At 41.2% G+C, this 14,372-nt stretch carries 16 protein-coding genes and 1 rRNA gene; 6 read left to right on the forward strand and 11 right to left on the reverse strand.

What is annotated here, in order from left to right; translation table 11 throughout:
* Positions 1 to 46 precede the first annotated feature (46 nt).
* Entirely contained in the window at positions 47 to 400 is a 354-nt protein-coding gene (locus F957_RS02965) for a RidA family protein (protein ID WP_016540770.1), read from the forward strand.
* Here F957_RS02965 and F957_RS02960 read toward each other — a convergent pair.
* The 6 genes from F957_RS02960 to F957_RS02935 all read right to left on the reverse strand — a co-directional run bounded on the left by F957_RS02960 (position 397) and on the right by F957_RS02935 (position 7,387).
* Complete coding sequence (locus F957_RS02960; protein ID WP_016540769.1) at positions 397 to 939, reverse strand: DUF2726 domain-containing protein; 543 nt, start codon at positions 937 to 939, stop codon at positions 397 to 399. The genes F957_RS02965 and F957_RS02960 overlap by 4 nt on opposite strands.
* Before the next feature lie 304 nt (positions 940 to 1,243).
* Positions 1,244 to 3,625 carry a YgiQ family radical SAM protein gene (locus F957_RS02955; RefSeq protein ID WP_016540768.1) on the reverse strand — a complete coding sequence of 794 codons (2,382 nt, stop codon included), beginning with the start codon at positions 3,623 to 3,625 and terminating at the stop codon, positions 1,244 to 1,246.
* A 206-nt stretch (positions 3,626 to 3,831) separates the two neighbouring features.
* On the reverse strand, positions 3,832 to 4,221 hold the full coding sequence (locus F957_RS02950) for a hypothetical protein (RefSeq protein WP_016660585.1): 390 nt from the start codon (positions 4,219 to 4,221) through the stop codon (positions 3,832 to 3,834).
* Positions 4,222 to 4,281: 60 nt separating this feature from the next.
* Positions 4,282 to 5,496: an MFS transporter gene (locus F957_RS02945; RefSeq protein ID WP_016540766.1), complete on the reverse strand. Its 1,215-nt coding sequence runs from the start codon at positions 5,494 to 5,496 to the stop codon at positions 4,282 to 4,284.
* A gap of 78 nt (positions 5,497 to 5,574) precedes the next feature.
* Positions 5,575 to 6,831 (reverse strand): esterase-like activity of phytase family protein, encoded by a 1,257-nt coding sequence (locus tag F957_RS02940; protein ID WP_016540765.1) that lies wholly within the window; start codon positions 6,829 to 6,831, stop codon positions 5,575 to 5,577.
* A gap of 148 nt (positions 6,832 to 6,979) precedes the next feature.
* Positions 6,980 to 7,387 carry a helix-turn-helix domain-containing protein gene (locus tag F957_RS02935; protein ID WP_016540764.1) on the reverse strand — a complete coding sequence of 136 codons (408 nt, stop codon included), beginning with the start codon at positions 7,385 to 7,387 and terminating at the stop codon, positions 6,980 to 6,982.
* A gap of 81 nt (positions 7,388 to 7,468) precedes the next feature.
* Between F957_RS02935 and F957_RS02930 the strand changes: the two genes are divergently transcribed.
* The 5 genes from F957_RS02930 (at position 7,469) to F957_RS0120690 (ending at position 10,521) form a co-directional block, all read left to right on the forward strand.
* Positions 7,469 to 7,960 (forward strand): DUF2938 domain-containing protein, encoded by a 492-nt coding sequence (locus F957_RS02930; RefSeq protein ID WP_016540763.1) that lies wholly within the window; start codon positions 7,469 to 7,471, stop codon positions 7,958 to 7,960.
* Positions 7,961 to 7,971: 11 nt separating this feature from the next.
* Complete coding sequence (locus F957_RS02925; protein ID WP_016540762.1) at positions 7,972 to 8,538, forward strand: flavodoxin family protein; 567 nt, start codon at positions 7,972 to 7,974, stop codon at positions 8,536 to 8,538.
* Between the two features lie 4 nt (positions 8,539 to 8,542).
* On the forward strand, positions 8,543 to 8,761 hold the full coding sequence (locus tag F957_RS02920) for a DUF2798 domain-containing protein (RefSeq protein WP_016540761.1): 219 nt from the start codon (positions 8,543 to 8,545) through the stop codon (positions 8,759 to 8,761).
* Between the two features lie 315 nt (positions 8,762 to 9,076).
* Positions 9,077 to 9,640 (forward strand): lytic transglycosylase domain-containing protein, encoded by a 564-nt coding sequence (locus F957_RS02915; RefSeq protein WP_016540760.1) that lies wholly within the window; start codon positions 9,077 to 9,079, stop codon positions 9,638 to 9,640.
* A 365-nt stretch (positions 9,641 to 10,005) separates the two neighbouring features.
* Positions 10,006 to 10,521 (forward strand): lytic transglycosylase domain-containing protein, encoded by a 516-nt coding sequence (locus F957_RS0120690; protein ID WP_032860602.1) that lies wholly within the window; start codon positions 10,006 to 10,008, stop codon positions 10,519 to 10,521.
* Positions 10,522 to 10,575: 54 nt separating this feature from the next.
* Here F957_RS0120690 and cysK read toward each other — a convergent pair whose 3' ends face one another.
* From cysK to rrf, 5 genes are all read right to left on the reverse strand, one after another.
* Complete coding sequence (cysK, locus tag F957_RS02910) at positions 10,576 to 11,577, reverse strand: cysteine synthase A (RefSeq protein ID WP_016540758.1); 1,002 nt, start codon at positions 11,575 to 11,577, stop codon at positions 10,576 to 10,578.
* A 131-nt stretch (positions 11,578 to 11,708) separates the two neighbouring features.
* Positions 11,709 to 12,203 (reverse strand): hypothetical protein, encoded by a 495-nt coding sequence (locus tag F957_RS02905; protein WP_155762618.1) that lies wholly within the window; start codon positions 12,201 to 12,203, stop codon positions 11,709 to 11,711.
* A gap of 73 nt (positions 12,204 to 12,276) precedes the next feature.
* Positions 12,277 to 13,107 carry a hypothetical protein gene (locus F957_RS02900; RefSeq protein ID WP_016540757.1) on the reverse strand — a complete coding sequence of 277 codons (831 nt, stop codon included), beginning with the start codon at positions 13,105 to 13,107 and terminating at the stop codon, positions 12,277 to 12,279.
* Between the two features lie 452 nt (positions 13,108 to 13,559).
* Complete coding sequence (locus F957_RS02895) at positions 13,560 to 14,060, reverse strand: hypothetical protein (protein WP_016540756.1); 501 nt, start codon at positions 14,058 to 14,060, stop codon at positions 13,560 to 13,562.
* 137 nt (positions 14,061 to 14,197) lie between these two features.
* Positions 14,198 to 14,312, reverse strand: a 5S ribosomal RNA gene (gene rrf / locus F957_RS02890).
* Between the last annotated feature and the right edge of the window lie 60 nt (positions 14,313 to 14,372).

The raw sequence follows: 14,372 nt of genomic DNA on the forward strand, positions 1-14,372 counted from the left end.
GCATCAAGTACAATCGCTACTCTACTTTTTCGATTAGGGAATCACTATGTCTGTGCAACGCCTTCATGTCACATCACGTTATTGCGAAGTTGCCATTGCGGGAAATCTTGTTCATTTAGCAGGCCAGTTAGCGGACGATACCAGCGTTGATGTAACAGCACAGACACAGCAGACTCTAGACAATATTGACCGTTTATTGGCAGAAGCAGGCACCGATAAAACCCATATTTTATCGGTCATTATCTTTTTAAAAGACATTGAAAAAGATTATGCCGCGATGAATGCAGTCTGGGATGCATGGATTGCAGCAGGTCATCCACCAGCACGAACCTGTGTCGAATCTAAACTCTATACACCGGATGTACTGGTTGAAATGACTGTCACTGCAGTTCTGCCTTAATAGGATTTCACCGCGAAATCATTATATTTCATCATGCGATCCACTTTCGGCATCGACATTGAGCTTGTAGTAGAAGCCGTTGAAACAGTCGCTGGTTCAAACAGATCTGGCACTAAATCTTCTCTGAGTTCTTGTTCAGTTGGAATGCTGCTATAACGTAGGACACGGTAGCCTGCCAATTCAAGCAGGCTGTCTTGATAGTGCTTTTGATGCAAACGATTGACATAGGATTCATCTGCAATCTCAATGACTGCAAGCACTTGATGTTGTTGATCTAGAACCACAAAATCAGCGACCAAACCTTGATACTTACGACGCGTATGGGCAAATTTGGTGGTGAGTAAGGCATCAAAAGATACATGCGCCAAAACAGTATGGCGTGGTAATACAGCTTGTAAACGCATGAGCGTAATTTGTTCTGCGATATTGAGAATACCACGACGTTTGAGTGGACTATCCTGACGCCTATTTTGTTGTAGGCGACGCAGCGCAAGCGCTGTGATCAACAGCAGCCCAACTATTGTTATAAAATAATACATTTCTAACCAATCCCTTTAGATTTTTTATAATCATTTTGGCTTTAAGCCAATTTTTTTAATCAAGAACAGCGATAGCAAAATCATTTTGCAGTGCAAACTTAAGTTTTTTAATCGTGTTTTCCTAGACGACCTAAGTCGTAAAAGCCCTCTGCTCTTTATTTATAATCATTCGCTATTCAATATTCAAGTCGTTATTGTCAGTTTATGTTTCTACACCCCATAGTTTTGCGGTGAATTTGCGACCATTCGTCATTTACATAAAAACAAGGCATGGGAGATCCCATGCCTTGTGACGGATCTCGAATTAACGATGTCCTTTGGCTTTCGGTTTTGCTTTGCCTGAAAACGGTCTTTTCTCACCCGTTTCGCGAGGCGGTAAACCATTGTGTTGGGTCAATAGCTGTCCTTTTTGTGGACGCTGTTGACCTGACGATGAACGAGATTGCCCTTGACCACGTTTGGCAGAATCCCCTGCGACAGACGAGTTCTTTTTACGTGCCGATTTATATTCACCTTCAGCGGTCCCTTGCGGCTGATAAGTCGGAATCAAATGCTGTTTTGAATTTCCAATTAAATCTACACGCCCCATCTCTTTCAAGGCTTCACGCAACAAAGGCCAGTTATTTGGATCATGGTAACGCAAGAATGCCTTGTGCAGACGGCGACGTTTTTCACCTTTCACAATATCGACATTTTCCGTATAGCGCGCCACTTTAGACAGTGGATTCTTACCTGAATAATACATGGTGGTCGCAGTGGCCATTGGCGATGGATAGAAGGTCTGTACCTGATCGGCACGGAAACCATTTTTCTTTAACCAGATCGCCAAGTTCATCATGTCGTAATCAGTCGTGCCCGGATGCGCAGCAATAAAGTAAGGAATTAAATATTGTTCCTTCCCTGCTTCCTTACTAAAACGCTCAAACATTTGTTTAAAGCGATCATAAGTCCCGATTCCTGGTTTCATCATCTTCGATAATGGGCCATTTTCGGTATGCTCAGGCGCAATTTTCAGGTAGCCACCCACATGGTGCTGTACCAATTCTTTGACATATTCAGGGTTCAATACTGCCAAGTCATAACGCAAACCCGAACCAATCAGAATCTTCTTCACCCCTTTGATTTCACGGGCTTTCCGATAAAGCTGAACCAAAGGTGCGTGGTCGGTATGTAAATTCTGACAAACACCTGGGTACACACACGATGGTTTACGGCAGTTCTTTTCAATTTCAGGATCGTTACAGTGCAAACGATACATGTTGGCGGTAGGACCACCTAAGTCTGAAATAATTCCGGTGAAATTCGGTGCCGTGTCACGGATCTTTTCAATTTCACGTAAAATTGAATCTTCAGAACGGTTTTGAATAATACGGCCTTCATGTTCAGTGATCGAACAGAAAGTACAACCACCGAAACAGCCACGCATGATATTGACCGAGAATTTGATCATATCAAAGGCAGGGAAACGCGCATTCTCATAGGTCGGATGGGGCAAACGTGCATAAGGTAGATCAAACACATAATCCATTTCCTCCGTAGTCAAAGGAATTGGCGGTGGGTTGATCCACACATCACGTTCGCCATGACGCTGCACCAAGGCACGCGCATTACCTGGATTGGTTTCCAGATGCAAAATACGGTTAGCGTGCGCATATAACACATGATCATCAGCCACCTCTTCAAAAGAAGGCAAACGAATCACGGCCAATTCACGTGGCGGCAATTTATGTTTAATCGCTTTTGATGGCGCAGGCTTTAACTGCACAATTTGGGTATCAGGATCGAGCTGATCACCTTCACGAACGATTGGATTAGCAACCACTTCTTTTTGGAAGTTTTGATACTGTGCCAGTGAGTTGCCTTTTTCTTTTTCAACTTCACAGCCATCAATATCTTCAGTCATGACATAGGGGTTGATAATGGGATCAACTCGGCCAATGGTATCAATGTCATTACTGGCAATTTCAACGAATTTCGCTTTCGATGCTTTATTGTGTTTATTAATAATAAATGCGGTACCACGAACATCCGTAATCTCGTGGATTTTCTCACCCTTGGCTAAACGATGCATCACGTCGATAATCGCACGCTCACCATTGCCATACATCAATAAATCAGCTTTTGAGTCCATCAAAATAGAACGGCGGACTTTGTCTGACCAATAGTCATAATGTGCAATACGACGCAAGCTGCCTTCAATCCCACCAAGCAAGACTGGCACATCTGGGAAAGCCTCACGACAACGTTGACAGTAAACCGTTGCTGCACGGTCTGGGCGTTTATTCGGTTCATTGTTTGGCGAATAGGCATCATCCGAGCGAATTTTACGATCCGCCGTATAACGGTTGATCATTGAATCCATATTGCCTGCAGTCACACCCCATGCAATGGTTGGCTTACCCAGAACACGGAAGCTCTCGACATTGGTCCAGTCGGGCTGTGCAATAATCCCAACACGAAAACCTTGCGCCTCAAGTACACGTCCAATCACACCCGAGACAAAAGATGGATGGTCGATATAGGCATCACCACACACCAAAATAAAGTCACATGCATCCCAGCCGAGCAGATCCATTTCTTCTCGTGACATCGGCAAAAATGGTGCGGGTTCAAAACACGACGCCCAATATTTGTCGTAATCAAACAGCGCTTTTGGCGCGGTCTGCATGGTGTAGGCAGTAGACATGGCTTGCGAATCTCGGCTAGCAAATGGAGGAGAGACATCTATAGGGGTTGGCGGTATTTTAACCCCTAAAGTGAAAGCCGATCATTTTAACATGAATTTCATTCATTTTCCCTGTTTATAAAACATTCAGGATCAAGGGGATAACAAATTATTTGTATAAAGTTTAATCAAAATATAAATATCCGAGGTAAACCCAACATTTTTGATTAACGGGAGACGTCGCTGTTTATTCCATTCGATCGAACCACCTCTTTCACCGTATAACCTGACTCAATATAACCGTTGTCTCCAGACAAGGTCTGACCATTCGCAAGAGTCACTTCCAACTGATATCCACCTTCGCCCTGTATGAAAAACTGCGTTTCGATTGTTTTGTTATTTTCGAGCGGCTGGAAAAATATCTCATGCTGAACGCCCGCTGATTCTACAGATAGCTTGAGCGTGCTGATGGTTTGCCCACTTTGATTTGAAATCTGCATGCTGACCAAAGGGTGAAACCAATAGTTTAACCCTGCGCTTAAAGCCCCCATACCGAAACCGACCATTAAAGAGAAAATGATGAGGAACACAAGCCATATCTTTTTAATCTTTATCATTTTAATTGTTTCGCTTTATTCATAACGAAAACTCTAAGATATAAATCGAGAAAATGAAAGTTAATCAGCGTTCTGAATCGACAAAGATTTCAAGCGCAATGCTAAGAAAAGCCCAAGAGCTAAAACCACCGCCACCATAAGATTTATTCCCGTCCAGCCATAGTTCTCCCAGACCAATCCTCCACTACTGCCCAATAAGCTCGAGCCCATGTAATAGCAGAATAAATACAGAGAGGAAGCCACTGCACGATACTGCACTGCTTGGACCGAGACCCAACTACTTGCAGTCGAATGTGCTGCAAAAAATGAAAAAGTAAAAATGATGAGGCCCAGTAGGATGGTCCAAAGCGATGGAATCAAGGTAATCAATAAACCGATCATCATCATCACCAGTAACACAGGCAGTACTTTATCGCGCCCATACTTAAAGCCCCATTGTGCGGCTTTGGGTGAACTATAAATTCCCGCCAAATAGGCAATTGAAATCAAACCAATCCATGTTTGCGATAAATGAAATGGGGCTTCTAATAAGTGGTAACTGATATAGTTGAACACCGTCACCAGACAGCCCATCAAAATAAAGCCTTGGGCAAATAAAATGCGTAGTTTCGGGTCTTTTAGATTTTGCTCAAATGCAGCTTTAAAGCGTGAAAATCGGAACGGAAACGGTTTGAAATGCTGCGATTTAGGCAATAGTACATAGAATAAACAGGCAATCACCAAATTCAGAAAGCCAATAATATAGGTTGCCGATTGCCACGAAATAAAATCAACCAACACCCCTGCAATCAGACGTCCCCCCATACCACCAATGGCTGTACCTGAGATATATAGCCCCATCGCAAAACCGATATCCTTCTGTGCAATCTCCTCCCCGATATAGGTCATTGCCACAGCGGCAACCCCACTGACGGCCAGACCAATCAAAACACGGGTACCCAGAAAGATTTCCCAGATGGGAAAAGAAGCACTGATCAGTAATAAAATCGAGACCAGCAATAAGGCACATACCATAATGGGTTTACGCCCAAAACGATCTGAAATAAAACCCGTGAACAGCAAGCCAATCGCCAGTGCGATGGTGGAAAAGGATAAAGGGAAACTACTGTGGGTCGGGCTGACATGAAAGAAGTGTGCAAAAATCGGCATCATTGGCTGTACACAGTACAGCGATGAAAACGACGCAAAACCTGCAAAGAACAATGACCATAAAATCGCAGTAAACGATTTTGAACCATACTCGATATGGGTTGGGCGCAGCACTGATTCAGACATGAGGACTCCTTATGCCCGACCAGTATACGCCCTCAGCCAAAATGCGGAATGATCATTTCGGCCATTTTTATCAAATGTTTAAAATAATGCTTTAGGCAAACGGATCTGAATGATCTCATTATCATCGGCGAGTTTGGCATTGCGTCCTGATGAACCAGGGAAATTATTGTCATTCAATACCGTCAAAGTCGTGCCATTTTCGATAATCACATCTTCAATGGTTTCAAATGGGAAAGCAAACACCTTGCCTGTCCCGATATCCCCTTCCCGTGCTGTACCGTATAACCCATGAGGATTGGCAATCTTGATTAAATCGACCAAGTCTTCACGTGCCACCACCTGCTTCGGCTCATTGAATTTAATCCGAATCAGTTTCTTATGCCCGCCAAGATTATTTTGGCTGACATCTCGCTCAATAATAATGCCCTCTTTGTCATTAAACAGCTGGAAATCGCCAATGTTGGTGGCTTTGCTATCCAGTACAAACCAATAATAAATCCCCGTATAAGCTTTTTTCTGCAGATCAAACTGAGAAATTAACAGCCTTCCTGTCGCATCATTGACGAGTGGCTTTTCCAGTAATGGATACAGGTATTTGCCATCAGGTGAAATCGCCATGCCTTCAAAACCACTACTGCGCCCAACCAACGGCTCAACATAATTGATATTGGCTTTATTCAGCTGATTTTGTGGTGAACGTAATTCTTGAGCTGGATTAAATGGATTGGGCAAAGCAATCGGTGCATCGAGCAACACGCCCTCTGCAGAAAAATGCAATAAAAATGGGCCAAATTCATCACCAATCCAATAGGTACCATCTGGCGCACGCTGCATCGATTCAGGATCAAAGTCAGCCCCTGTCAATAAACGTTCTGGCGTATTGCCATTCACTATCTCAAAAGGAATTCGTTTATTCGGATCTCGTAATTGGATGAAGCTTTGTACTTGTACCTGTCCTGTGCCTTTGCTCTTGGTTTTAAAATCAGCTTTGATTTTATAAATGCGTAATAAGAAATCAGCTGAATTATCTTGTGTGCCAAAACCATTATCGGCCATGGCCATATAACTGCCATCCTGATTTTTTAAAGCAGCAGAAAAACCCTGTACAGGTTGTCCTTTAAAGGGTGGGTAAATGCCATTGGCGCCACTCACCGCTTTGCCTGAATCTGGCCCAGCGGCATAGGTTGCGACAGGAAGCTTGGCGAATGAAATCAGTGTTGGTTCGGTGACTTTTTCAAGCGTTGTATTGTGGTCTTGATTATTGTCATCATCATTACAGGCAGTTAAACCCAAAGCGCTACAACAGAAAAGCGCCAATAAAGTTTTCTTGTTCATAGTTTTATACATTTGGTAAAAAATTAGGCAAATTAAAACAAGTTTTTATGACGCTTTTACTGCAATAACATGAAGTCTTTATGGCGAAAAGATGACAATGTAACGCAATGCTTTTTTTATCTATCACTGCACTGCCATCGCTTCGATCTTAATCAAGTTTGGTCGGCTGATATTCGCCCGCAATCGCCGCTTTTAAAAACTTTTGAAAGGTTGGACACTGCATATGATTCTCTGCTGGACACACCGCGGCATGTCTCAGTCCCTCGCTAATAAAGTGCAAACGTCGGGTCATCTGCTCTAGTTGTTCTGCTTTCTGATTGAGCATGGCTCGATCCAATTCAGGCTGACCATTTTCTCCAAACATATGTGCAATTTCAGTTAAGGAAAAACCTGCCGCCCGCCCCAAAGCAATTAATGCTAGTTGATCTAACACTTGTTTACCGTATTGTCGGCGTAGTCCAGAACGGCCAATCGACTTAATCAACCCTTTCTCTTCATAAAAACGTAAAGTCGATGTTGCAACATTTGCTCTTTTAGCAACTTCTCCAATATCCATAAATACCTCTTGACTTCAAGTTGACTTGAACTTGCACACTCTCTTTATCGCGTTTTATGCAAAAAAGATCAAGGTGAAAAAATGGGAACTGCGGAACTGTTATTTCAAATCCTGTGCTTAGGTATCGGTGCCACACTGATGATGGATATTTGGCTTTTTATCTTAAAAAAATTCAATCAGCCCATCTTAAATTTTGCTCTGCTGGGGCGCTGGATGGGCTGGATGTTTCGGGGCAAGTTCATCCATGCATCGATTGCGCAAAGTCCTACTATTCGACATGAATATTCCTTGGGTTGGCTGGCACATTACAGTGTCGGTATCCTCTTTGCCTTCAGCTTTGTTCTGATGATAGGAGAAACATGGTTATTGCAACCACAGTTCACCTCTGCCTTTATTTTCGGGGTGATCACAGTGCTCATTCCATTTTTCATCATGCAACCGGCTATGGGGGCAGGCATTGCCTCCGCTAAAACGGCACAACCTTTACGCAACTGTCTACGAAGTCTGATTAACCACGCTATTTTCGGCTGCGGTTTATATCTCAGCGCCCAATTGCTTGCATTGTTCCAATAAGGAGCCAAACCATGAAATCCATTGCCATTATTTATCATAGCCGTCAGGGCCATACCCAGTTTATTGCCCAACAAATTCAACTCGGTGCAGCTCAAGTTGAGCAGATTAAAATTGATTTATTCACCGCTGAGCAGTTAATGTCTCAACCCGAGCAACTCTGTCTCTATGATGGACTGATTTGGGGTTCACCGACTTATCTCGGTGGGGTTTCTGGCACATTCAAACAACTAATGGATAACACCGGACCTTTATGGAAGAAGCAGGCATTTAAAGGAAAATTAGCCGCAGGATTTACGGTTTCCTCACTGCCCGCAGGGGATAAACAATCCACTCTGATTTCACTTTTCACCTTTTCGATGCAACACGGTATGATATGGATCGGCAACCCGATTTTACCTGAACAACATCAAGGTGTTCCGTATACACAAGCCGCCAATCGTCTCGGGTCTTGGTCTGGACTAATGGCACACGCCGAACATGCCAGTGCTGCCGATGCTTTTGATGTTGGCGATATTAAAACCGCTCAGTTATTTGGACAAAATTTTGCATTCAGCTTAAATGCATATCAAGGAACATGATCAAGTGAAAGCAGCAAGTTTATTATTTCCACTCATTCTCTCCTGCATGATGTCTTTTTTAATCTCAGGCATCACCACATTGAAGGCAGTTGGCTTCATCGATCACTTCTTTTCGATGTGGATGTCAGCATGGATTGTGGCGTGGATGTTTGCCTTTCCTAGCGTATTGGTCTGTGCGCCAATTGCACAGAGGTTGGTCGGCTGGATTCTCAAGAAACGTTAATTTGCACTTTGTAAGTAAAAGCCTACAGTGACTGTAGTGATTGGCGAATATACCTGATGAGATCAATTTACTAACATATTAATCATAGAGAGACAGGATGTCTCATTCAGAACAACAAGACACACAGGACGTGGTCGTTGACAGGAGTTAACGGCAACAAACCAAATATGAGAAAGCCTCGACAGGATGTCGGGGCTTTTTTATGCAACAAAATATCTAAAACTAAACGATTTTCCCCTACAGATTGCATTGACTGCCACCGACTTGCTCCCTACCATCCGCATGTTTTATAAATGACGGTCGAATTGTTTCACGATGATAATTTACAAGAAATTTTCTTTTTCCCGCTTTCAAATCTCTTTTGCCAAATTAGGTGTCATTCTTTTCAGTACTCACCTCACCGTAGCTTGTACCAGTACCAAAGGACCGAGTATTAACCACTCGCAAAAACTTGCTTCAGGCATTCAAAGCGCTTTTTCAGTTTCTCCAACAACTGCAAATCGTGTTGCTCCCATCATTCTACAAACCGCTGAGCGCCATAATATCTCACCACATTTATTGGCTGCGCTGATCCGTCAAGAATCGAGCTATAGAACTCGTGCTCGGTCTTCAGCAGATGCGGTCGGTTTAACCCAAGTACGCCCAAAATTCTGGCAACCGTTCTGCCCTGGTGATTTATATGATGAACACGTCAACATCAATTGTGGTGCCTACATTCTAGCGAACTACTATCAATCCACAGGTGATTGGTCAAAAGCCCTCGGTTATTACAATGTTGGACCCACAGGTTATCGAAGAAGTCCTTATATGCGTCAGCAAGCTGAACGCTATGCCAACTCAGTTAAACGCCATGAACAAAGCTTAAAAGAAGCACTATAAACACTTGTTGTCAGTCAAAACCTACAGAAATTGTGGTGATTGCCGAATATCGAAGATGATATAACTCCCCTAATCTATAAATCATAAAGAGACAGGATGTCTCATTCAGAATAATAAGACACACAGGATGTGGTCGTTGACAGGAGTTGACGGCAATAAACCAAATATGAGAAAGCCTTGACAGGATGTCGGGGCTTTTTTATGACTCACTCAAGTCCCATCATTACCGTAAAATAACTCCTATTGACTCACCTAAACTGAGTGCATACCATCCTTATACTTCTGTTTGGTATCGGGTTCTGATTTTGCACATCACATCAACTTCTTCTGATCAACATACGACCTTCAAACCGTTTGCCTCAACCATTATAAAGATCAGTCTTGTTGTGCTTGCAATCAGTCTATCTGCTTGTAGCAGTTTAAGCGGATCCTTTGCCAATCGCTCAAATCAACTTTCCTCAGGCTTGCAAAATGCCTATTCGGTTTCCCCAACTACAGCCAATCGCTTATCGCCAATGATCATTCAAAGTGCCGAGCGTTATGATGTCTCTCCAACTTTACTTGCCGCCCTGATCCGCCAAGAATCGAATTACAACAGCTCCGCACGTTCACCAACAGGTGCAATCGGTTTAACCCAGATTATTTCCAGCCATTGGCGTCAGTCTTGCCCTGGTAATCTTTATGATGAAAATGTCAATATTAACTGTGGTGCACACGTCCTTTCGACTTACTATAGATCTGCTGGCAGTTGGTCTAAAGCTGTGGCCTATTACAATGTCGGACCAACAGGCTACGAACGTAGTTTCTGGACGCGTCATAAAGCCAAAAAATATGCACGTTCAGTCAAACGCCATGAAAAAACACTAAAGAAAGCGCTTTAAAATCAATAAAAAACCATGCCTCAAGCATGGTTTTTTATTGGCTGAATAACGAAATTAAGCTTCGTCAAACAAACCTTCAAATAAGACTGAAGATAAATAACGTTCACCGCTATCAGGTAAAATCACCACAATGGTTTTACCTGCATTTTCAGGACGTTCTGCAATTTGTGCTGCTGCCGCCAATGCCGCACCACTTGAAATACCAACTAAAATCCCTTCTTGAGTTGCACACTTTCTTGCCCACTCAATGGCATCTGCGCTATTCACTGGCAGCACTTCATCAACAAGGTCTAAGTCTAAGTTCTTAGGAATAAAGTTTGCGCCAATCCCTTGAATTTTGTGTGGTGCAGGTGTAATGCTTTCACCGCGTTTAGTTTGAGTGATGATTGGTGATTCTGCAGGTTCAACCGCAACTGAATAAAGTGCTTTATTCTGAACTTGTTCAAAATAACGTGAAATCCCAGTAATCGTTCCACCCGTTCCCACACCAGCAACCAAGATATCCACTTGACCATTGGTGGCCTGCCAAATTTCAGGCCCAGTGGTGTCTGTATGAATTTGTGGATTGGCAGGATTCTCAAACTGTTGAGGTAAGAAGTATTGTTCTGGATTTTCAGTGGCCAAACGAACAGCCTCATCAACTGCACCTTTCATACCTTTGGCAGGATCGGTCAGCACAAGATCTGCACCTAAAGCTTTTAGTACTTTTCGACGCTCTAAGCTCATACTGGCTGGCATGGTTAAGGTAATCGGATAACCTTTTGCTGCTGCAACGAATGCCAAAGCGATGCCTGTATTACCACTGGTTGGCTCAACAATCTGCATGCCTGCTTTCAGTACACCACGTTTTTCCGCATCTGCAATCAATGCTGCACCAATACGGCATTTCACGGAGAATGCTGGATTACGGCTTTCTACTTTTGCCAGTACCGTTGCACCTGTTTTGATGAGACGATTGATCCGAACTAAAGGCGTGTTACCAATCGCTTCGGCATTATTTGAATACACTGCGATACCGAGGTTCGCAGGCGCTGGAAATTGTTGATCGGTTGCCATAGACATTTCCTTCAATCATTATTTATGATTAGTTTTTAAAAATATACCGACAATAACCTTACAGCGGAAACAGAAAAAAGTAAAATCATACAAGTTTTTCTCTTTGAGATCATTTATATCCATTACTCATCTCAAAAATCAACAATGTCCACATATATACCATCTTCATTAATATACTTTTCAAATATGGGTGAATATTTTTTTATTGCATTCCTATTTTCCTGAATAAAATAAAATTTAGACTCATTATTATTTTTAAATTTCACTATAATCTCATTACTACTACCATTGGAGAGCATATTATCCATAGAATACAACAATGGTTTTCCTCTATAGTCATGGCTATAAATAAGCAAACTCTTTATTTCACTACAGTCATAAACATTTTCATCAATCTTGATTTTACAAGTAGAAAAAACGATTGATCCACTACACCTCCCATGTAAATTCTGTATTTTTCCTTTTCGTCTAATTCCTCTGACCACATACCCAACAATAGCCAAAAGCACCAAAAAATTAAAAACATGAAGTAAATTGGAAGCATAGACTGACTTTATAGAAAACAAGATCCCTATAATTGTTAAACAACAAAAACCGAAAATCAGCAATACTTTATCTAATGTCATATTTTTTTCTTTATGTGGATAAAACACCTTTAAGTCAAAACACATAATTCACCTAAAATTTAAATCTCTGCGCTTAATTCTCATACCAAAAAATTAAAAACAATAATCCAACAACCAAAATAGCCATTGCTAGCCAAAAAATATTATTCATCTTCTTTTCTCTATTTAATCGATCCACATCCAGCATTAATGTCTCAGGATCAATACATAAAAGAAAGCTAAACAAAGAATCTATATGTGCCGAGGGATTCTTTTTCCTTAACTGCTGTAAAAAAACACTGAGCATGAATTCTTTATTTTTCAATGGATAGATTCTTAACATTGTAAAATCAGGTTCAAATAAATTGTATATTTTGGCGTGATTACCCGTATTATTACAATTATAAAGAACAGAGAATATATAATTACCAGCCCTTGCGGGAATAATAGTTACATTGGTAACTTGATCAAATTCCAAGTATTCTTTGCTATTATCTAATAAGATAAATTCAATATAATCATCGTTTATTATGTAGTTTTTAACAGCCTTTTTTTGAGCTGCTCTGGGCTTAGAATAGAAAAATAGAATCAATAAAGGCGTGATAAAAGCGACTAAAAGCAACTTAATCCATTGATCTGCAATAAATTGATCCATATCCAGATGGCCTAGATCAATAATTTCATCTAAGAATACAAGTGCTAGAGATATGAAAATAAATAAGAGAAATAGCGCAAAAACCAACGTTAGATATTGAAAAATAGTCCTCCAAAAAGGAGCTACCTGACCATGAACAGGCAAATCATATTTAGAGCCATCTTTATTCGGAACGGTATCAATCATCTCAAACTGATTAAATTTATTGCTATTATTTGGATCGGTAGGTTTAACCTGATACTTTTTCCGCTTTTTAACTAATTTACGCATCTATACACAAATAAACTCTATTCTAAATATTCAAATGTTGCTTCATCATCATTACATATACAGCTCAAACTGCAAATATTTTTATCATTTTTAGTATTAATTCATGAACTCCATCGCCAGAAATCACTTACTCTCACTGAAGCGAAGAGTTTAGCCTATTTTTCCCTCTCATTTCTTTTTACACCACACAAAACCCCCCCCTTAACCATCAGGTGAAGGAATTTTGGTATTTTAATCCTAATGATGGCTTACGCTCATATGGCAAGTATCACATTACCATCAGTACTAAGAGCTTTCACTCCTAAGTTCAGGAAGCAATCGGGTGGTTTACCCTTGTCCCCAGCAAATTGTTATAGATACTTGCTTTGATCTTAACTCAGAGCAGTGTTCTTCGTACCAAAGCCTTTTCCAGATAATGATTTATTTTTAAATAAACAAACTTTCATCAATGCTCATAAATCTTCCCAAGTAGCAATTAAGTCTTTTGCTGTAATAGACCAGACATTTTTCCCAACCCATTCAATATTATGGGTGAACATTTTCTCATTATGTCCATAACCACGCCATGGATCAAAAAATAAAAATTCATCATAGCGCCACATAAAAGGATTTACTGAGATCTCTTTTTGATAAGGGATATTGAGTTCTAGCAAACCTTGATAAATCAATCTAAGTTGAAAAGGCTTTTCTTTATAATCCCTATAATCTTTTTTTATTAACGTGAGGATAAGACGAGCTGTTGCTTTTCCAAAATCAATGATCTCAATATCCTGTAACTCACAATAATACGGAGCCTTTGAACCACTTCCACCCTGCCACTGCCCAGAGGCGATCAGGTTTAAGATGCTCGTTGGGAATTTATTTCGATTTTCCCTTAAATATTCATTATAAGCTTCAAAAATATATTGAGAATTACCAATGTGATCTAACTGATCACTTAATTTATAAACCATATTTGCTCTTTTAGTGCTATTTGTTTTATATGTGAGTGAAATATACCACCACTGTGCACAACATTTTTCCTATTTTTTTTCTGCCCGCAATAAAAAACACCCCCTCAGCGTTAGCGGAGGGGGTGTTTAGATTTAAAAGCTGGCGATGACTTACTCTCACATGGCAAGTGCCACACTACCATCAGCGCTAAGAGGTTTCACTTCTGAGTTCGGGAAGGGATCAGGTGGTTCACTCTTGCTATTGTCGCCAGCAAACTGTTTATGGATACTTGCTTTGGTCTTATTGATTGCCAAGGCTTTTTCCAAATGAGT

It is taken from the genome of Acinetobacter gyllenbergii CIP 110306 = MTCC 11365 (assembly GCF_000413855.1).
Taxonomy (GTDB): domain Bacteria; phylum Pseudomonadota; class Gammaproteobacteria; order Pseudomonadales; family Moraxellaceae; genus Acinetobacter; species Acinetobacter gyllenbergii.